General features: G+C 61.0%; 20 protein-coding genes. 12 read left to right on the forward strand and 8 right to left on the reverse strand.

The genetic code is table 11. The annotated features are described in order from the left end of the window. The first annotated feature begins 161 nt into the window (after positions 1-161). Positions 162-1,826: an energy-dependent translational throttle protein EttA gene (gene ettA, locus M5B42_RS26605; RefSeq protein ID WP_100941451.1), complete on the forward strand. Its 1,665-nt coding sequence runs from the start codon at positions 162-164 to the stop codon at positions 1,824-1,826. Between the two features lie 60 nt (positions 1,827-1,886). Here ettA and M5B42_RS26610 read toward each other — a convergent pair whose 3' ends face one another. After that, positions 1,887-2,381, reverse strand: coding sequence for a GreA/GreB family elongation factor (locus tag M5B42_RS26610; RefSeq protein WP_248747481.1), 495 nt, complete (start codon positions 2,379-2,381; stop codon positions 1,887-1,889). 303 nt (positions 2,382-2,684) lie between these two features. On the opposite strand from M5B42_RS26610, the gene M5B42_RS26615 reads away from it, so the two are divergent. After that, on the forward strand, positions 2,685-3,056 hold the full coding sequence (locus M5B42_RS26615) for a hypothetical protein (protein ID WP_248747482.1): 372 nt from the start codon (positions 2,685-2,687) through the stop codon (positions 3,054-3,056). Positions 3,057-3,069: 13 nt separating this feature from the next. On the opposite strand, the gene M5B42_RS26620 is transcribed toward M5B42_RS26615, so the two are convergent. After that, complete coding sequence (locus M5B42_RS26620; RefSeq protein ID WP_248747483.1) at positions 3,070-4,923, reverse strand: DUF4105 domain-containing protein; 1,854 nt, start codon at positions 4,921-4,923, stop codon at positions 3,070-3,072. A 75-nt stretch (positions 4,924-4,998) separates the two neighbouring features. Continuing rightward, positions 4,999-5,487: a DUF3015 domain-containing protein gene (locus M5B42_RS26625; protein ID WP_100941447.1), complete on the reverse strand. Its 489-nt coding sequence runs from the start codon at positions 5,485-5,487 to the stop codon at positions 4,999-5,001. A gap of 274 nt (positions 5,488-5,761) precedes the next feature. Between M5B42_RS26625 and M5B42_RS26630 the strand changes: the two genes are divergently transcribed. Together M5B42_RS26630 and M5B42_RS26635 are read left to right on the forward strand one after the other, a co-directional pair. After that, a complete protein-coding gene (locus M5B42_RS26630) occupies positions 5,762-8,200 on the forward strand; it encodes an ATP-binding protein (protein WP_248747484.1) in 2,439 nt (812 codons plus the stop codon). A 303-nt stretch (positions 8,201-8,503) separates the two neighbouring features. After that, positions 8,504-8,824: a hypothetical protein gene (locus M5B42_RS26635; protein WP_103497052.1), complete on the forward strand. Its 321-nt coding sequence runs from the start codon at positions 8,504-8,506 to the stop codon at positions 8,822-8,824. Between the two features lie 14 nt (positions 8,825-8,838). Here the strand turns inward: M5B42_RS26635 and M5B42_RS26640 are convergent, their stop codons facing one another. Beyond that, entirely contained in the window at positions 8,839-10,665 is a 1,827-nt protein-coding gene (locus M5B42_RS26640) for a hypothetical protein (RefSeq protein ID WP_248747485.1), read from the reverse strand. Positions 10,666-10,834: 169 nt separating this feature from the next. On the opposite strand from M5B42_RS26640, the gene M5B42_RS26645 reads away from it, so the two are divergent. Together M5B42_RS26645 and M5B42_RS26650 are read left to right on the forward strand one after the other, a co-directional pair. Further along, positions 10,835-11,323, forward strand: coding sequence for a TIGR00645 family protein (locus M5B42_RS26645; protein ID WP_103497050.1), 489 nt, complete (start codon positions 10,835-10,837; stop codon positions 11,321-11,323). A 109-nt stretch (positions 11,324-11,432) separates the two neighbouring features. Next, positions 11,433-12,050 carry an FKBP-type peptidyl-prolyl cis-trans isomerase gene (locus M5B42_RS26650; protein WP_103497049.1) on the forward strand — a complete coding sequence of 206 codons (618 nt, stop codon included), beginning with the start codon at positions 11,433-11,435 and terminating at the stop codon, positions 12,048-12,050. Positions 12,051-12,179: 129 nt separating this feature from the next. On the opposite strand, the gene M5B42_RS26655 is transcribed toward M5B42_RS26650, so the two are convergent. The 3 genes from M5B42_RS26655 to M5B42_RS26665 all read right to left on the reverse strand — a co-directional run bounded on the left by M5B42_RS26655 (position 12,180) and on the right by M5B42_RS26665 (position 14,197). Next, complete coding sequence (locus M5B42_RS26655) at positions 12,180-12,437, reverse strand: hypothetical protein (RefSeq protein WP_103497048.1); 258 nt, start codon at positions 12,435-12,437, stop codon at positions 12,180-12,182. A 267-nt stretch (positions 12,438-12,704) separates the two neighbouring features. Beyond that, positions 12,705-13,046, reverse strand: a complete 342-nt coding sequence (locus tag M5B42_RS26660; RefSeq protein ID WP_103497047.1) for a zinc ribbon domain-containing protein YjdM — start codon at positions 13,044-13,046, stop codon at positions 12,705-12,707. 182 nt (positions 13,047-13,228) lie between these two features. Beyond that, complete coding sequence (locus M5B42_RS26665) at positions 13,229-14,197, reverse strand: polyprenyl synthetase family protein (protein WP_100941439.1); 969 nt, start codon at positions 14,195-14,197, stop codon at positions 13,229-13,231. A 241-nt stretch (positions 14,198-14,438) separates the two neighbouring features. On the opposite strand from M5B42_RS26665, the gene rplU reads away from it, so the two are divergent. The 6 genes from rplU to M5B42_RS26695 all read left to right on the forward strand — a co-directional run bounded on the left by rplU (position 14,439) and on the right by M5B42_RS26695 (position 18,416). Beyond that, on the forward strand, positions 14,439-14,753 hold the full coding sequence (rplU, locus tag M5B42_RS26670) for a 50S ribosomal protein L21 (protein WP_003176051.1): 315 nt from the start codon (positions 14,439-14,441) through the stop codon (positions 14,751-14,753). 35 nt (positions 14,754-14,788) lie between these two features. After that, positions 14,789-15,046 (forward strand): 50S ribosomal protein L27, encoded by a 258-nt coding sequence (gene rpmA / locus M5B42_RS26675; protein WP_100941438.1) that lies wholly within the window; start codon positions 14,789-14,791, stop codon positions 15,044-15,046. Positions 15,047-15,387: 341 nt separating this feature from the next. Beyond that, positions 15,388-16,611 (forward strand): Obg family GTPase CgtA, encoded by a 1,224-nt coding sequence (gene cgtA / locus M5B42_RS26680; protein WP_248747486.1) that lies wholly within the window; start codon positions 15,388-15,390, stop codon positions 16,609-16,611. Continuing rightward, positions 16,571-16,810: a hypothetical protein gene (locus M5B42_RS26685; protein WP_248747487.1), complete on the forward strand. Its 240-nt coding sequence runs from the start codon at positions 16,571-16,573 to the stop codon at positions 16,808-16,810. Before cgtA ends, M5B42_RS26685 begins: the two co-directional genes overlap by 41 nt. 6 nt (positions 16,811-16,816) lie before the next feature. Then, positions 16,817-17,935: a glutamate 5-kinase gene (gene proB / locus M5B42_RS26690; protein ID WP_103498812.1), complete on the forward strand. Its 1,119-nt coding sequence runs from the start codon at positions 16,817-16,819 to the stop codon at positions 17,933-17,935. Positions 17,936-17,954: 19 nt separating this feature from the next. Then, positions 17,955-18,416, forward strand: coding sequence for a CreA family protein (locus M5B42_RS26695; protein ID WP_177096025.1), 462 nt, complete (start codon positions 17,955-17,957; stop codon positions 18,414-18,416). Positions 18,417-18,641: 225 nt separating this feature from the next. Here M5B42_RS26695 and rpsT read toward each other — a convergent pair whose 3' ends face one another. Beyond that, positions 18,642-18,920: a 30S ribosomal protein S20 gene (gene rpsT / locus M5B42_RS26700; RefSeq protein WP_016967023.1), complete on the reverse strand. Its 279-nt coding sequence runs from the start codon at positions 18,918-18,920 to the stop codon at positions 18,642-18,644. Positions 18,921-18,922: the final 2 nt, after the last annotated feature.

Here is an 18,922-nt window from a genome sequence, read left to right on the forward strand (position 1 = left end):
ATTCAGGTAGTTTTACCGGTTACGCGCCAGCAATTCACGCTCCCCATGCAAGGGTATCGACCGGTGCGGCCATGGATTGAACTCTTGGCTGGCACACGGGGCCTGTTCACTGCGGGTACCGCTCGCGCCCTTATTCATCTGTCACTGACGCTAGGTTCTCCATGGCTCAATACGTCTTCACCATGCATCGGCTGAGCAAAGTTGTTCCGCCGAAGCGGGAAATCCTGAAAAACATCTCCCTGTCGTTTTTCCCGGGCGCCAAGATCGGCGTGCTCGGCTTGAACGGTTCGGGTAAATCCACTCTGCTGAAAATCATGGCGGGTGTCGACACCGAATTCGACGGTGAAGCCCGGCCGATGCCCGAGCTGAATATCGGCTACCTGCCCCAGGAGCCGCAACTCGATCCGAGCAAGACGGTCCGTGAGGTGGTCGAGGAAGCGGTCAGCGTGATCAAGGACGCCCAGGCCCGCCTGGATGAAGTCTACGCCGCCTACGCCGATCCTGATGCCGATTTCGACAAGCTGGCCGCCGAACAGGCCAAGCTCGAGGCGATCCTGCAGGCCAGCGACGGCCACAACTTGGAACGCCAGTTGGAAGTCGCCGCCGATGCGCTGCGCCTGCCGGCCTGGGACGCCAAGGTCGAACACCTGTCCGGCGGTGAAAAGCGCCGTGTGGCCTTGTGCCGCCTGCTGCTCTCGGCCCCGGACATGCTGCTGCTCGACGAACCGACCAACCACCTGGATGCCGATTCCGTGGCCTGGCTGGAGCACTTCCTGCACGACTTCCCGGGCACCGTGGTTGCGATCACCCACGACCGTTACTTCCTGGACAACGTCGCCGGCTGGATTCTCGAACTCGACCGCGGCGCCGGTATCCCGTACGAAGGCAACTACTCGGGCTGGCTGGAAGCCAAGTCCGATCGTCTGGCCGCTGAGTCCAAGCAGCAGTCGGCCCATGAAAAGGCCATGAAGGAAGAGCTGGAGTGGGTGCGCAAAGGCGCCAAGGCTCGCCAGTCGAAATCCAAGGCCCGCCTGCAGCGTTTCGAAGAAATGCAGTCGCAGGAATTCCAGAAGCGCAGCGAGACCAACGAGATCTATATCCCGGCCGGTCCGCGCCTGGGCGACAAGGTCATCGAATTCAAGAACGTCAGCAAGGGTTATGGCGACCGCGTACTGATCGACAACCTGTCGTTCAGCATGCCCAAGGGCGCGATTGTCGGCGTGATCGGTGGTAACGGTGCCGGTAAGTCGACCCTGTTCCGCATGTTGATGGGCAAGGAGACCCCGGACTCGGGCAGCATCGAGATCGGTGAAACCGTGCAGCTTGCTTGTGTGGACCAGAGCCGCGACGACCTCGACGGCAGCAAGACGGTGTTCCAGCAGATTTCCGACGGTTCCGACCAGATCCGTATCGGCAACTACGAGATTCCATCGCGCACTTATGTGGGGCGCTTCAACTTCAAGGGTGGCGACCAGCAGAAGTTCGTCAAGGACCTGTCCGGTGGTGAGCGGGGTCGCCTGCACCTGGCGCTGACCTTGAAAGAGGGCGGCAACGTCCTGCTGCTCGACGAACCGTCCAACGACCTCGACGTGGAAACCCTGCGTTCCCTGGAAGAAGCCCTGCTGGACTTCCCGGGCGCGGCAATTGTGATCTCCCACGATCGGTGGTTCCTGGACCGGGTGGCGACGCACATCCTGGCCTATGAAGACGATTCGCAGGCGGTGTTCTTCGAAGGCAACTACACCGAGTACGAAGCCGATCGCAAGAAGCGCCTCGGCGATGCGGCGGCCCAGCCGCACCGTGTACGGCACAAGAAACTGGCCTGATCGGGTCGGTGGTTGAAAAGCGGAGCCCCTCGGGGCTCCGTTTTTTTTTATTGCGCGCCGCTAAGCCGGTTCGATCCTCACGATCTCGATCGACTGATCCCCCGCCGGTCGTTTCCATAGCACTTCATCCCCCAGGCGCGCACCCAGCAACGCCCGACCCAGGGGCGAGCCCCAATTGATCAAACCGCGAGCGGCATCCGCCTCGTCCTCGCCGACCAGTTGCACCTGCTGCTCTTCGTCCTGTTCATTGGCGAAGGTCACGCGACTGCCGATCTGCACCACCTCGGTGGAGGTCGCCGGCGTGGCGAGCTGGGCACTGGAGAGGCGTTGGTTGAAGTAACGCAGGTCGCGCTCGATATCGGCCTGGCGCTGTTTGTCGGCGGCCTCGTCCAGGGCGCTTTGCTGGCTGTATTCGGCTTGCAGCGCCGCCACGCGGGCGTGCAATTGCGCCAGGCCCTGTGGGGTGACGTAATTGGGCTGGGTACTGACCTGGCGCTCCACCGGCTGCTCGGCCTGGGCGGCGGCGCTGTCTTCGTTGACGAAGGCGCGGCTCATGGCAATCTCCCGTTCATGGGTATCCGACCATGCTCGCAGGGTTTGGGTTTGCCGGTATATCCGTAAGCGACCTGTGGTGGTTGGATCTGCACCGTGTCGGCTTTCCGAGCAGAGCTCGACGTTCGCAGATTCAGGCCTGAAACAGGCGCAATGAGCGGTTTGTGAGGCTGGGTGGTAAATTTTTACGACGCCGGTCGTTCTTTTGGATTGTAGGGTAATACGACGCCGGGCGCTCTGCGTCAGGTGTTTCGGCCCCGCGTGGAGGCGTGGGGCGAGTGCAGTCAAAGAAAGCGAGTGTTGTGTATGAGTTGTTTCAAAACCCATGGCGTGGGTGTCGGCCTGACCTTGTCCGCCTGTTTCGCCGTGGGTGAGCCATTGCCCGAGAGCTCCCTGTTGGGCCGCTACGGTGTGACGCCGGACCAGTTGCCGGCGGCCACTCAGGTGGAGATGTCTGACGGGAAGTCACCCAGCCTGTTTCAGTTGAAGCCCGAGACACCGGTGGTGGATATCCGCTTCGGCGAGCGGATGGCGCCGGAGGAGGTGGGTAATATCACCATCGACAATATGGCCAGGCGCGATTATGAGCGTTGCCTGCGTTTGCACGCCGAGTTGCTGGAGCGCAAGTCCGACCTGCCGGCGGTGCAGTCCGGGCGACCGAACGTTCAATGCGAATAGCTCCCGCCGCCGCTCAATAGTGATACCACTTCACCTCCAGCATCACCTCGTTCTCCGGCGTGGCCAGCTTGCTGAACTCGCGCTGGGCGCTTAAGCGCAGGCCCAGGTTGCGCGACAGCGCCCATTGTTGGTTGAGGCTCAGGCTGCGACGCACTTCGCCATTGATGAAGTAGTCGCCCTTGGCCTCCAGGCTCAGGTTGCCCAGCGGGTTTTTCCACAACAGGCCGGTGTCGAACCCCGCCGCCGGCGAAACAACCGCCGCGAAGTCCGCGTTGTGTTCGACCCTCACAGTGCCCAGGGCAAACCCCAGCACATCGTCGCCCAACTGCCAGGTGCCGCCCGCGCCGCCGTTCACATGGCTGACCAGGGTCTGGTCGTCATGCCGCCCCGGCACCCGTTCCAGGCCGCCGGTGACTTGCCACGACCACGGCTGCAACAGCGCATTGCGCGGCGTCAGCGAGCGAATGGTCGCCAGGTCCAGTTGCTGCAACTGCCAGTGATTGCCTTCGTACTGGCGCAGTTTCATCTGCAGGATTTCTATCTGTGCGCCGAGGGGAAAACTCTCGGCATTGTCGTTGAGGTCGTGATAGGCCATGCGCAAGCCATATTCGCCGAATGTCCGGCTGCCCCGGGTGCCGACCCCAGCCTGCCAGGTGCGGGACTCATGGCCGTTTTCCGGCAGGCCCGGACGCTCGATCTGCAGCTCCGGCGGCGGGTTCTGGTTGATCGCCCGCAGCAGCTCGAAGCTGCGCTGGGCTTGTACCGGATCACGTTCCTGGCCATTGGCCCGGTAGCGTTCGAGTCTATAGGCGGCGTCGATGATCAGCGCCTGGCGAGCCTTGGCCAATTGCTTGAAGCCGGCCGATTGCAGTTGCTGCGCGTCGGCACTGACTTTCAGCACCCACTGCTGTTCCTCGGGATCCAGCGGTTTGGCCCGCTCCAGCAGTTCGCGCTCGCGGGATGGCCGGTAGTCGATCCTGTCCACCAGTCCCGCGTCCTTGACCGCCTTGACGGTGTCGGTGGGAATCGCGGTCAGCGGAAACTGTGCGGTCAGGTGCAGGCTCGGACGCGCCACCTGCAACAGTTCCAGCAGGCGGTAGGAGCAGTTTTCATCGAAGAAGAAGTAGTCGAACTGGATCTGCTTCAACTCCCAGACATGCTCGACCATGCGCTGGGTCTCTTCGGGCGTCAGGTTCAGCCGGTATTCCCACAGGTCGCGGTTCTCCAGGCTGCGGTATTCGGAGAGCTTTTCCTGGTAGGGCACCATGGCGAACAGGCCCGGATAACCCCCCGCCAGGCCTTTCCAGGCATAGAGGATGCTGTTGTCGGAACCTTCGATATAGGCGCCGAAGTTGATCGCGTAGCTGAGCAGGGCGGTCTGGTCGCGCTGCACACCGGCCGGGTCGATGCGCAGCAAAGTGTGGCCGAACATCGACGACGGGCTGTTCAGGTAGGCCGCCGGGAAGATCATCACCATGCTGTGGGGCGCGACATCCTTGAACCACTGGTTGAATTCCGTGCAATCGGGGGCGGGCAGGTCGGTCAGCTGCAGTTGCGCCTTGAGCCAGCGCGTGCGGGCCGGATAGACACACTGGGGATGCTGGTTGCCGAGGCTGGCCGGGGCATAGAGGGCGTCGAGGGTAGCTTGCAGTTCCGCGTCCGGGTGATGGGCACCGTCGGCCGCGAGGAAATATTTTTTGTCGCTGACATAACTGCGCCAGCCGCCGAGCTTGGCCGTCTCGTAATGGCCGAGGGAAATCCAGAACGGGTCATGGGCCAACTGCTGCAAACGCTGGGTGTCGAGGTGCGGTGCGGCGTACAGCGGGGCGCAGGCACAGAGCGCCAGGTAGGCAAGGCGTTTGAGCATGGTGGGCAACTGTTGTCAGACGAAAAGAGGCAACGCACACAAAAACCCGCTCCGAAAGGAGCGGGCGGGTCGAGCTTAAGCCTGGGTCGCGTACTTGGCCAGGCGCGGATCGCCTTTGAGGACCGCGAGGGTGTTGGTGTGCACATCGTCGGCGGTCACGTCAGCCTTGCTGAAGATCTGCTGGAAGTGCTCGTGGGTGACGGCCGCGAAATGCTCACGGTCTTCCGGGGCCACGCCAAGGACCACGGCGTAGGTGGTCAGGGCTTCGCCCTGGCCCTTGGCCATGTCTTCGGAAAGTTCGTTCATCATGCCGTTCATGGCGATCCAGGAGCGGCCGCCATAGGTCAGTGAGTCACGGGTGGAGCAGCCATTGGTGCCGGAGGTCATGCCGAAGGTGGCGTTGCCGGAGGTGCCGTTGGTGGTGGACGCCAGAATGTGGGCGGGAGTGCCGCGCTGGCCCTTGAATAGCATGTTACCCCAGCCGCAATCCGGCCCACCTGGCGCCTGGGCCATGGCATTGAGGGAGACAACCGTGAAGAGAGTACCCAGAAGAATCCGTTTCATAGCTTTGTTCTCTTTATGTGCGTGCCAATGACGAGGGGATCTGGCCTGGTTCAGGGCCAGTAGGCTGGTTATCAATCCAGCCTCGCACGTTGGAGTTTAGGCAGGTTCCAAGGGTTCCATTGTTTTTTCCTGATGTGAATGCGGGAAAGAGTTTGTAGTCCCTGTCTGAGGACTTTTGCCACGCCGTAGCGATTCAGTCATCGCTCGCCTTGCCAGTCAGGCATGGCGAGCGCCAGAATGCTTTCATCTGCCCCGCCTGATGTAAGGAAGCCCGATGCCTGATTCTGTTGCTGCCAGCTTGCGACTAGCGCCTGAAGCGCTGACCCGTCCTTTTTCCGCTGAACAGTTCAGCTTCTCTACCACCAATGATCTGGAGCCTTTTCGCGGTGTGCTTGGCCAGGAACGTGCCGTTGAAGCCTTGCAGTTCGGCGTGGCGATGCCACGCCCCGGTTACAACGTGTTTGTCATGGGCGAACCCGGTACCGGGCGTTTTTCGTTCGTCAAACGCTATCTGAAAGCTGAAGGAAAACGCCTACAGACCCCGTCCGACTGGGTCTATGTCAATAATTTCGACGAACCTCGCGAGCCACGGGCGCTGGAGCTGCCAGCGGGCGAGGCGGGCGCGTTCATCGCCGATATCAACGGCCTGATCGACAACCTGCTGGCGACCTTTCCTGCGGTGTTCGAGCACCCGTCCTACCAGCAGAAGAAGAGCGCCATCGACCGCGCCTTCAACCAGCGTTACGACCGCGCCCTGGATGTGATCGAGCGCCTGGCGCTGGAGAAGGAAGTTGCGCTGTATCGCGACAGCACCAATATCGCCTTTACCCCCATGAGCGAAGGCAAGGCCCTGGACGAGGCGGAATTCGCCCAGTTGCCGGAAGCCGAGCGTGAACGTTTCCATACTGATATCGCGGATCTTGAGGAGCGCCTCAACGAGGAGCTCGCCAGCCTGCCGCAATGGAAGCGCGAATCGAGCAATCAGCTGCGCCAGTTGAACGAAGAAACCATCACCCTGGCCCTGCAGCCTTTGCTGGCGCCGTTGTCGGAAAAATACGCGGAGAACGCGGCGGTTTGCGGTTACCTGCAAGCCATGCAGGTTTACCTGTTGAAAACCGTGGTCGAGCAGTTGGTCGACGACAGCAAGACCGATGCCGTGGCCCGCAAGCTGCTTGAGGAACAGTACGCGCCGAGCCTGGTGGTGGGGCAACCCTTCAATGGCGGTGCGCCGGTGGTGTTCGAACCGCACCCGACCTACGACAACCTGTTCGGTCGTATCGAATACAGCACCGATCAGGGCGCGCTCTACACCACCTATCGGCAGTTGCGTCCGGGTGCCTTGCATCGGGCCAACGGCGGCTTCCTGATTCTCGAAGCCGAGAAGATGCTCAGCGAGCCCTTTGTCTGGGACGCGCTCAAGCGCGCCCTGCAGTCGCGCAAGTTGAAGATGGAGTCGCCGCTCGGTGAACTGGGGCGCCTGGCCACCGTGACGCTGACGCCACAGGTGATTCCGTTGCAGGTCAAGGTCATCATCATCGGTGCCCGCCAGTTGTACTACACGCTGCAGGACCTGGATCCGGATTTCCAGGAGATGTTCCGCGTGCTGGTGGACTTCGACGAAGACATTCCCATGGTCGACGAGAGCCTGGAGCAGTTCGCCCAGTTGCTCAAGACCCGCACTTCGGAAGAGGGCATGGCCCCGCTGACCGCTGACGCGGTGGCGCGCCTGGCGACCTACAGCGCGCGTCTGGCCGAGCACCAGGGGCGTTTGTCGGCGCGGATCGGCGATCTGTTCCAACTGGTCAGCGAGGCGGATTTCATTCGCCACCTGGCCAATGACGAGATGACCGACGCCGGCCACATCGAGCGGGCGCTCAAGGCCAAGGCCACCCGCACCGGGCGGGTCTCGGCGCGGATCCTCGACGATATGCTGGCGGGGATCATCCTGATCGACACCGCGGGCGCGGCCGTGGGCAAGTGCAACGGGCTGACGGTGCTGGAAGTCGGTGACTCGGCCTTCGGCGTGCCGGCGCGGATTTCCGCCACGGTGTATCCGGGTGGTAGCGGAATCGTCGACATCGAGCGTGAGGTCAACCTCGGCCAGCCGATCCACTCCAAGGGCGTGATGATCCTCACCGGTTACCTGGGCAGCCGTTATGCCCAGGAATTCCCGCTGGCGATTTCCGCGAGCATTGCCCTGGAGCAGTCCTACGGTTATGTCGATGGCGACAGCGCGTCCTTGGGCGAAGCCTGCACGTTGATTTCGGCCTTGTCGAAAACCCCACTCAAACAGTGTTTTGCCATCACCGGGTCGATCAACCAGTTCGGTGAAGTGCAGGCGGTGGGCGGGGTCAACGAGAAGATCGAAGGCTTCTTCCGGCTCTGCGAGGCCCGTGGCCTGACCGGTGAGCAGGGGGCAATCATTCCCCATGCGAACGTTGCCACCTTGATGCTCGATGAGCGCGTACTGCAGGCGGTGCGGGCCGGGCAGTTCCACGTGTATGCCGTGCGCCAGGCCGATGAGGCCCTGAGCCTGCTGGTGGGCGAGCCGGCCGGTGAGCCGGATGCCGATGGCCAGTTCCCGGAAGGCAGCATCAATGCGCGGGTGGTGGAGCGTCTGCGGGTGATCGCCGAGATGATCAGCGAAGAGGACCTCAAGGAGGCCGAGAAGGAAGCCGCCGAGCAGGCATTGGCTGAGGTCAAGGCGTCCTGATTACGGCCCTGCAGGAGCAGGGCTTGCCGGCGAAGGCGTCCTTGAGGCCGCCAAAAGCTTCGCGAGCAAGCTCTGCTCCCACAGGTTCCGTTGTGTTCTCAAGAATTAAGCAGCGTGCAATTAAGTGTGTGCGGGAAAGGAGTCAAGGCTTTGGCGCATGCCAACCTGACGCCCGTTGGTCCTGCAAATCCTTGCTGCCTGTAGTTTTATTCTATTCTCTGGGCAAGGACCTCCACTGTAGTCACTGGACCGATGCAACCTCCCCCCGGAGGCTGAAGACAGGATCTACCGAGGGTCGCCGCCATGCCGCGCAACCTTTGTCTCACCCGCCAATGCCTGGGTCTCGTGACCCGTATCGAATGCAGTATTCGCCCGATTGCCGGCGATAACGGAATGTGGACCCTCCTGTTCGCCGCCGGAATGGCCGGCGAACAACCCTCGGCCATCAAGGCCCAGGGTCCGTTCCATGGCCCGGTCGTGGCCGAATCCATCCTTGAGTCGATTGTCGAAAGCCTGACCTTGCATGGCTATCAGCTGGCCGAGGATCCGCAGATCTGGAGCCTGCATTTGCAGGCCCAGCTACGGGAGATCAACGGCACGCGAGGCCGGGGCCTGGAACACTAGGCGCCAGCCCACGATCATTCGGCGGGGCCTGAAACCTGGGCCTTGTCGAGCTTGACCTCGAAACCGTACTCGACGGTGTTCAAGGCCGTGCGCTGGTAGCTTTCCAGCTGGGTCGGCTGCCCGTAGAAGTAGTGGACGTCATAGACCGGCGGCGAATCAGCCTTGTCGCTATGGCTGGTGGCGAGGATTTCCTTGAGGTAGTTGCCGCTGTCGTCCTTGGCGTAGAAGCGCCAGGACTCGGCAGGGAAGCGCTTCTGGTCGACGATCAGGGCGTTGCCCTTGAGCTCCAGGCCGGCTGGCAACTGGTGGGCGTCGAGGGTGTTTTTCTGGATATCGGCCAGGAACAACGGCATCGAGCCGACGGCATAGGCCGGCGTTTCCGGGAACAGGTTCAGGTCGTAGGTGATGGTACCGTCCAGCGGATTGACCTCGAAGGCCTCGTTAGGCAACTCCAGGGGCTCGCCGCGCTTGCCTTGTTCGTCTTCGGTGAAGAAGGTCACCGGACTGCCGCCGGGGGCGGTGGGCGTGCCAAGCAACTCGTCGTTGAAGGTCTTGGGGTGGTCGAACTCGATGTTCGCCGCGCTGGCATCGTCCACCGACTGACTGATGATCACGCTTTTTTTCAGCTTCTCGGCGTCCAGGTTGGCGTCCTTGAGATAGCTCGACGCCTTGTCGTCGTAGACCACCACCGGCATGGGCAACGGCTGGATATCCTTGCTGGTGGTGTTGTCGAACTGGCGTACCGGCAGGTCCAGCTCCTTGCGGTCGACCGTCGCCCCGGAAAAGTCCATCACGCTGATTTCCAGCTTGTCGATCATGCCGTTGAAGTAGACCCGGGTGTAGTGGCTGGTCTGCTTCGCCTCGAAGGCCTTTTGCTCGCTGTCGAGTTTTTTCTCGAAGGTGTCGCTCCAGCTCTTCTGTTTGAGCATTTCGTCCAGTTGCTGCTGGTAGAAGGCAATCTGCGCGGTGTTTTCGTTGATGGCGCCGGCACGGGAGAGAAATTGCCCGGTGTTGTCCATGGCCTGGACGATCAGTGGGTTGAGCGGGGTGTCGCCGACCTGGGGCGCCTGCACGGCGTTACCGCTCAGTTCGATTTCGGCATTGTTCTTGTCCAGCGATACCAGGGTGAGGCTGACGTTGTCGCGGCTTTGCAGTTTGCCGACGTCCTGGCGGGTCAGGTTGAAGGTCACTACCTTGCTTGGGGCGATCACTTCGACCTTGCCGTGCAGGGTCAGGGGTTGCGGCTGTTTTTTCGGATCGACTTCCTGGCCTTCGACATACGGATAGGTGATCGTCAGGTCGTCGGGGTTGGTCATGTTCGAGCTGGAGGGGCTCAGCTGTATCCCGGGATCGGTTTCCGACCATTCAGGCTGGAAGGGGATCACCTGTTTGTTGCTCAGGGTCACCGACTGCCATTCCAGTGCATGGGGAAACGGGAATTCGGTGGGGTAGTTGAAGCTGAACGGAAAGATCGGCTGCAGGTCGGTCAGGTAGTCGGAACTGGCGGTTTTGCGCAACACGAAGAGGCCGTTGATATAGGTGTCGGCCAGGGCCTGGGGGCTGGGGTAGTGCTTGAGCAACGCCAGGGCATCGTCGCTGTATTCGGTTTCGATGGGCTTGTCCCGCAGGCGCAGGCGGGCCCGTTCGAGCAACAGCAGGGAGCCGCCGAGGTCGGCCACGGCATCCTTGAGCTTGGGGTCTTGCAGGGTGTCGAGGGTTTTTTCGAACTGTGCGGTCCTTTCCTCGAGGCTGGCTTGGTGTGGCTTGTCTTTGGGGGAGCAGCCGCTCATCAGCAGAGCCACCGATAGCCCGAGGCAAGCCAGGGGAAGTCGCAAATCCATTGTTCAGTTTTCCTGTACACAGTGCACACGCGATGTCATTGATGCCGACACTAGCAGAAAATCGCCCTGGCGCAGCTGTCCCGATGTTGAACGAGCGCCTGTGGAGGGCTTTTTCCCTCGGGTTTTGGCGCTGGTATACTCGCGGCCATTTTCAGTTGGTATGAGATCCATGGAACGTTTTATCGAAAATACGATGTATGCCTCGCGCTGGCTGCTGGCACCGATTTACCTCGGACTGTCCCTGGGCCTGCTGGCCCTGGCGCTGAAGTTCTTCCAGGAAGTGTTTCACGTCATCCCCAACGTCTTTGCCATGGCCGAGGCCGACCTGATCCTGGTGCTGCTGTCGCTGATCGACATGGCGCTGGTGGGTGGCCTGCTGGTGATGGTGATGATTTCCGGCTACGAGAACTTCGTGTCGCAGATGGACATCGATGAGGGCAAGGAAAAGCTCAGTTGGTTGGGCAAGATGGACTCCACGTCGTTGAAGATGAAGGTGGCGGCGTCGATCGTGGCGATTTCCTCGATTCACCTGCTGCGGGTGTTCATGGATGCCAAGAACGTCGACCCGGTGCACCTGCAATGGTATGTGATCATCCACATGACCTTTGTCGTGTCGGCCTTTGCCATGGGCTACCTGGACAAGCTGACCAAGCACTGACCCCGCTGTGCTTGTGTGCTAGTCTGCTGGCCCTTTTTGGTTCCGGGTGCGTGGGGCAATACCTTGTTCGACAGGTGTTTCCCGTCGCAGCCCACAGCGGAGCAGTGTTATGTCCGAAGTAAATCTGTCCACCGACGAAACCCGCGTCAGCTACGGTATCGGCCGTCAGTTGGGTGACCAACTGCGTGATAACCCGCCGCCGGGCGTAAGTCTCGATGCGATCCTGACCGGCCTGACCGACGCTTTCCACGGCCAGCCAAGCCGCGTGGGCCAGGAAGAGCTGTCCGCCAGCTTCAAAGTGATCCGCGAAGTCATGCAGGCCGAAGCCGCTGCCAAGGCTGAAGCCGCGGCGGGTGCCGGTCTGGAATTCCTGGCGGAAAACGCCAAGCGCGAAGGCATCACCACCCTGGCTTCCGGCCTGCAGTTCGAAGTGCTGACCCAGGGCGAGGGCGCCAAGCCATCCCGTGAGGACACCGTGCGTACTCACTACCACGGCACCCTGATCGACGGCACCGTGTTCGACAGCTCCTACGAGCGCGGCCAGCCAGCCGAATTCCCGGTCGGTGGCGTGATCGCCGGCTGGACCGAGGCACTGCAACTGATGAATGCCGGTAGCAAATGGCGTCTGTACGTGCCGAGCGAGCTGGCTTATGGCGCCCAGGGCGTCGGTGGCATTCCGCCGCACAGCGTACTGGTGTTCGATGTCGAGCTGCTCGACGTTCTGTAAGTACCGCGCGACTGCTGTCACCGCTGTACTGTAGGAGCAGGGCTTGCCCGCGAAGAGGCCGTCAATATTGCCAAAAGCTTCGCGGGCAAGCCACGCTCCTACAGTACGGTGTCGGCAGGGATAGGCGCGTCATAACTGGATCTTGGCATCCGGCTCCCCACTCGGGCGCAACGCCCGCGCATAGCAGAACAGAAACAGGTTACGCACCAGTTCCTTGAGCACCAGCGGCTCGCTGGAACTCAAGCCGCTGACGTCCAGGTCGCCCTGGTCCTGCAGCTCGTTCAAGGCTTCTTCTTCCAGTACCGCACAGACTTCCCCCGTTTCCCGATGCAGGATGCGCAGGTAAGGGTGTGGGCGGTCCAGCCAGGCATCGATCAAATAAGTCATGGTCTCATCTCCTTGATGGGTTTCAATGAGAATAATTCTTATTCAAGGAATAGCAAGTGCCTATTGGCCGATAGTTGGATTTTCTGTAGGGGGATTTGTCTGAGGTCAACGAAGGCGGGGATGGCGGCTGGCGTAATCCTGGTCCCGGCAGCCAGGGTTGGCGCGGACCTTTGTAGGAGCCGGCTTGCCGGCGATGGGGCCGCAAGCCTTGCATCGCCTGGTCGGCCGCTATCGCCGGCAAGCCGGCTCCTACAGAGGAGGGGGGCTTCAGACCTTCCGGACGAACTCGGACTTGAGTTTCATCGGGCCGATGCCGTCGATCTTGCAGTCGATGTCGTGGTCGCCATCGCACAGGCGGATGTTCTTGACCTTGGTGCCGACCTTGACCACCAGGGAGGTGCCCTTGACCTTCAGGTCCTTGATCACGGTGATGGTGTCGCCGTCTTGCAGGACGTTGCCCACGGAGTCCTTTTTCACGGTGTCGTCGCTGGTGGCTTCGGCTTCGCCGCCGGCAGACCACTCATGGGCGCATTCGGGGCAGACCAGTTGGGTGCCGTCTTCGTAGGTGAATTCGGAATTGCATTTCGGGCAGGGTGGCAACGTGCTCACTAAGGTTCCTCGGTTTCGGGAAGGCGAAAAGCGCACATTATATAGGGTTTTTATCGGTGGAGGTGTAGCAGCGGTGACTGGAAACTGTGGGAGCGGAGCTTGCCCGCGAAGCTTTTGGTGGCCTTACTGGCGTCTTCGCGGGCAAGCTCCGCTCCCACAGGCGGTGCTTGCAGGGGGGGGGATCAGTGAGTACGGGCGACCGCAAACTCGCTCAGTTCCACCAGGGCATCGCGGTATTCGCTCGCCGGCAGCGCTTCCAGGCAGGCAATCGCCCGTGCCACGTAGTCGCGGGCCAGTTGCGCGGTGTAGTCCAGGGAGCCGGAGGCCTGTACGGCTTCGCGAATGCTTTCCAGGTCTTCGATGCCGCCTTTCTGGATTGCCTGGCGCACCAGGGCCGCCTGTTCCGGCGTGCCTTCGCGCATGGTGTAGATCAACGGCAGGGTCGGCTTGCCTTCGGCCAGGTCGTCGCCGACGTTCTTGCCCAGGGTCTCGGCATCGCCTTTGTAGTCCAGCAGGTCGTCCACCAACTGGAACGCAACACCCAGGTGGTCGCCAAAGGTGCGCAGCGCTTCGGTCTGCTCCGGCGTGGCCTGGCACAGGGCCGCGGCGCTGTGGGTCGAGGCTTCGAAGAGCATCGCGGTCTTGCCGCGGATGACTTCCATATAGGTTTCTTCAGTGGTGCTGGCGTCGCGGACCTTGGACAGCTGCAACACTTCGCCTTCGGCGATGATGCGGGTGGCCTGTGAAAGAATCTTCATCACCGGCATCGAGCCCAGCTCGACCATCATTTCGAAGGAGCGCGAGTACAGGAAGTCGCCCACCAGCACACTCGGGGCGTTGCCCCACATGGCATTGGCGGTGGAGCGGCCACGGCGCATGCCGGACATGTCGACCACGTCGTCGTGCAGCAGGGTGGCGGTATGCAGGAACTCGATGGTGGCGGCGAGCAGGCGCAGGTCGTCGCCTTCGCGGCCCAGGGCCTTGCCACACAGCAACACCAATAAAGGACGCAGGCGTTTGCCCCCGGCCGAGGTGATGTAATCGCCGATTTTCGAGACCAGCGGCACCCGGGAAGTCAACTGCTTCTTGATGATGCCGTCGACGGCGCTAAAATCGTCCGCCACCGCGCGGTAGAAAGCTTGGGGTTGCATCAGCGGGAGTCGCTCCAGAAGGGTTGCGCGGCATGCTAGGGCGGGGGGTCTGTGCTGTCAAGGTACGCGGTCTACGGGCTTGCAATGGCCAGATGGCTTGCGTACAATCGCGCACCCTGAACTTCCTGGGCAGCACCTGCCTTACGCAATTGCATCTGGGCCGTTCCAGCCCCATGCAGCCATGCCAGCCAATACCTTTACCTATAAAGCGCTGGGTGAGCAGGATTATCGGAGAAATACCATGTCTTACGCAGTAATCGTTACCGGCGGCAAGCAGTACAAAGTCGCTCCAGGTGAATACCTGAAGATCGAGAAACTGGAAATCGCCACCGGCGAATCCGTTACCTTTGATCGCGTTCTGTTGGTCGCCAATGGCGATGACGTGAACATCGGCGCTCCAGTTGTTGCGGGCGCTACCGTTGTGGCTGAAGTGATCTCCCAAGGTCGTCACGATAAAGTCCGCATCATCAAGTTCCGTCGTCGTAAGCACCACATGAAGCGTATGGGCCACCGTCAGTGGTACACCGAGATCAAAATCACCGGTATTCAGGCTTAATTTCAGCCTAATCCCCTTTTTGGAGAATTGAACTCATGGCACACAAAAAAGCTGGTGGTAGTACCCGTAACGGTCGCGACTCAGAAGCCAAACGCCTTGGCGTGAAGATGTATGGCGGCCAGGCTATCAAAGCGGGCAACATCATCGTGCGTCAGCGCGGCACCCAATTCCACGCCGGTTACGGCGTTGGCATGGGTAAAGATCACACTCTCTTCGCTAAAGTCGAAGGCGTGATCAAGTTTGAAGTAAAAGGCGCGTTCAACCGCCGTTACGTGAGCATCATCGCGGCTTAATCGCGAGAATGCTGGAGAAGCCCCGTCTTGCGACGGGGCTTTTTCGTTTGTGGGGTGAGTCTCTTGCAAAGCTGTTTGTATGGGCTGTCGGCGCTGGATTTTTCAGTCGTTGAGCGGGTTTGTTCGAAAGCTCGCCGAGCGGCGATCAGGCAAGGTAAAAACAGCCGAGGAAGCGCATTTTAGTCCGCTAAATGAGCATTCCGAGGCTATTTTTAACGCAGCATGATCGTTGCGCAGGCAGGTTTCGGGCAAAACCTGAGTCGCCGCGCTCATCTTTGCAAGGGTCTTATACTTGTATTTGTGATTTTTTCGGCTCGTCCTGGTGGCGAGAGGCGTGTGTTATGAAGTTCGTTGATGAAGTATCGATTCGCGTAAAAGCTGGCGACGGCGGCAACGGTTGCATGAGTTTCCGTCGGGAAAAATTCATCGAAAACGGCGGTCCCAACGGCGGTGACGGTGGTGACGGCGGCTCGATCTATATGGTTGCCGACGAAAACCTCAATACCCTGGTGGATTATCGCTATACCCGGCACTTCGATGCCGAGCGCGGTTCCAATGGCGGCAGCACCGACTGCACCGGCAAGAAGGGCGAGGATCTGGAGTTGCGCGTGCCGGTCGGCACCACGGTGATCGATTCCGCCACCCAGGAAGTCATCGGTGACCTGGTCAAGGCTGGTCAGCGTCTGCTGGTGGTTCATGGCGGCTGGCACGGCCTGGGCAACAGTCGTTTCAAATCCAGCACCAACCGTGCGCCGCGCCAGACTACGCCGGGCAAGCCGGGCGAGCAGCGCGACCTCAAGCTGGAAATGAAGGTGTTGGCGGATGTCGGCCTGCTGGGCTTGCCGAACGCCGGTAAAAGTACCTTTATCCGTTCGGTCTCGGCCGCCAAGCCGAAGGTGGCGGATTATCCGTTCACCACCCTGGTGCCGAACCTGGGCGTGGTCAGCGTCGACCGCTGGAAGAGCTTTGTCATTGCTGACATTCCGGGGTTGATCGAAGGTGCTTCGGCCGGTGCCGGCCTGGGGATTCGCTTCCTCAAGCACTTGGCGCGCACGCGTTTGCTGCTGCACCTCGTCGACATGGCGCCGCTGGATGACAGCAGTGCGCCGGATGCCGCGGAAGTGATCGTCAACGAGCTGACCAAGTTCAGCCCGTCCCTGGCTGAGCGTGATCGCTGGCTGGTGCTGAACAAGTGCGACCAGATCCTCGAGGAAGAGCATGAGGAGCGGGTCAAGGAAGTGGTCGAGCGTCTGCAATGGACCGGTCCGGTCTATGTGATCTCGGCGATTGCCAAGGAAGGGACCGAGCGCCTGACCCGCGACATCATGCGCTACCTGGAAGATCGTCTCGATCGTCTGGCCAATGACCCGGCCTATGCCGACGAGCTGCGTGATCTCGATCAGCGCATCGAAGATGAGGCGCGTGCCCAGTTGCAGGCCCTGGATGACCAGCGTGCCCTGCGCCGCAGCGGCGTCAAGAGCGTCCACGACATCGGCGACGATGACTGGGACGAAGAAGATGTCGATGACGAAGATGGCCCGGAAATCATCTACGTGCGCGACTGATGTTGCCGCATGTTGTGCGGATTGGCCGCTGCTCGAGGGTGAGCGGGCGGTCTATCTGACGGGTGGCGGTGTTATCATCGTCATCAGCCTGTTCCACCTGGCGCCGCTCATTCGAGCGGCGTTCTGGTTTCTGGGAACCGGCTACCCTGAACAATCGCATGGGCAGTGCTCGGTCGTGCTGCCCGCAAGCCAAGGTTGAAAGATGATGCGGAGCAAGGTGACAGGTGCGCAGCGTTGGGTCGTGAAGATCGGCAGCGCACTGCTGACGGCGGACGGCAAGGGTCTGGATCGCGCCGCAATGGGGGTCTGGGTCGAGCAGATGGTGGCGTTGCATGAGGCGGGCGTCGAGCTGGTGCTGGTGTCTTCCGGTGCGGTGGCGGCGGGTATGAGTCGTCTGGGTTGGACGGTGCGACCGACGGCCATGCACGAGTTGCAGGCCGCCGCCGCCATTGGTCAGATGGGCCTGGTGCAGGCCTGGGAATCGAGCTTTGCCGAGCATGGCCGGCATACCGCGCAGATCCTGCTGACCCATGACGATCTGTCCGACCGCAAGCGCTACCTCAATGCGCGCAGCACCTTGCGGGCGCTGGTGGAGCTCAAGGTCATCCCGGTGATCAATGAGAACGACACCGTGGTCACCGATGAAATCCGTTTTGGCGACAACGACACCCTGGCGGCGCTGGTGGCCAACCTGGTGGAGGCGGACCTGCTGGTGATTCTCACGGATCGCGATGGCATGTTCGACGCTGATCCGCGCAACAATCCCGATGCCCAGTTGATTTATGAAGCCCGAGCCGATGATCCGGCCTTGGATGCGGTGGCGGGTGGTACTGGCGGTGCGCTGGGGCGTGGCGGTATGCAGACCAAGCTGCGCGCGGCGCGGTTGGCGGCGCGTTCCGGGGCGCACACGATCATTGTCGGCGGGCGCCTGGAGCGGGTGCTGGATCGCCTGAAGGCGGGCGAGCGCATCGGCACCTTGCTGTCGCCTGAGCGTGGCATGCTGGCGGCGCGCAAGCAGTGGTTGGCCGGGCATCTGCAGACCCGTGGCACGCTGGTGCTCGATGACGGCGCGGTGAATGCGTTGGCGCGGGATCACAAGAGTTTGCTGCCGGTGGGCGTGAAGCTGGTCCAGGGCAGCTTCCGGCGTGGTGAGATGGTGGTGTGCGTGGCGTCGGACGGTCGTGAGATCGCTCGTGGGCTGGCGAACTACAGTGCGCTTGAGGCGCAGAAAATTATCGGCCAGCCGTCGGATGCGATTGTCGGTGTGCTGGGGTATATGGCGGAGCCTGAACTGGTTCACCGCGATAACCTGATTCTGGTGTGATGGATTGAGGGAGAGGGCTATGGGTATCGCAAAGGGATTGTTGGGATTGCTGCTGGCGATGCCATTGCTGGCGTCGGCGGAAGAGATTGGTCAGGTGTCGACGGTCTTCAAGTTTGTCGGGCCGAACGATCGTATCGTGGTCGAGGCGTTTGATGATCCCAAGGTCGAGGGCGTGACCTGCTACCTGTCCCGGGCCAAGACCGGCGGCTTGAAAGGTGGTTTGGGGTTGGCCGAGGATCGTGCCGAGGCATCGTTGGCCTGTCGTCAGGTCGGGCCGATTCGTTTCAGTGGTGAGTTGAAGGATGGCGAGGAGGTGTTCAAGGAGCGCACCTCGCTGGTGTTCAAGACCATGCAGGTGGTGCGATTCCTCGACAAGAAGCGCAATACCCTGGTGTATCTGGTCTATAGCGACCGCTTGATCGAAGGTAGCCCGCAGAATGCGGTGACGGCGATTCCGATCCTGCCTTGGCCGCATCAGTAAGGTATTGGGGCGGCAATTGTGTTGCCTGGTTCTGACGTTGAACGCGAACCTCTAGGAGCAGGGCTTGTCGGGGCGCCGCACCGCCGCGAAGCTTTTGGCGATCTTGAGGGCCTCTTCGCGGGCAAGCCCTGCTCCTACAGATTGGTGTGATTTTCTGTAAGGGGTGTCGGAATTGCAGGCAATAAAAAACCGACCCTAGGGTCGGTTTTTTAACAAGCGTGTCGCTTAGGCTGCAGCAGCAAGGTTCAGAGCCTTGATGTGGCCGTTCAAACGACCCTTGTGACGAGCGGCCTTGTTCTTGTGGATGATGCCTTTATCGGCCATACGGTCGATAACAGGAACAGCCAGAACATAAGCGGCTTGAGCTTTGGCAGCGTCTTTTGCGTCGATGGCTTTAACCACATTCTTGATGTAGGTACGAACCATGGAACGCAGGCTGGCGTTGTGGCTGCGACGCTTCTCAGCCTGTTTTGCACGTTTTTTGGCGGAAGGTGTGTTGGCCACCG

Source organism: Pseudomonas sp. MWU12-2037 (genome assembly GCF_023242345.1).
In the GTDB taxonomy this organism is placed as follows: domain Bacteria; phylum Pseudomonadota; class Gammaproteobacteria; order Pseudomonadales; family Pseudomonadaceae; genus Aquipseudomonas; species Aquipseudomonas gingeri_D.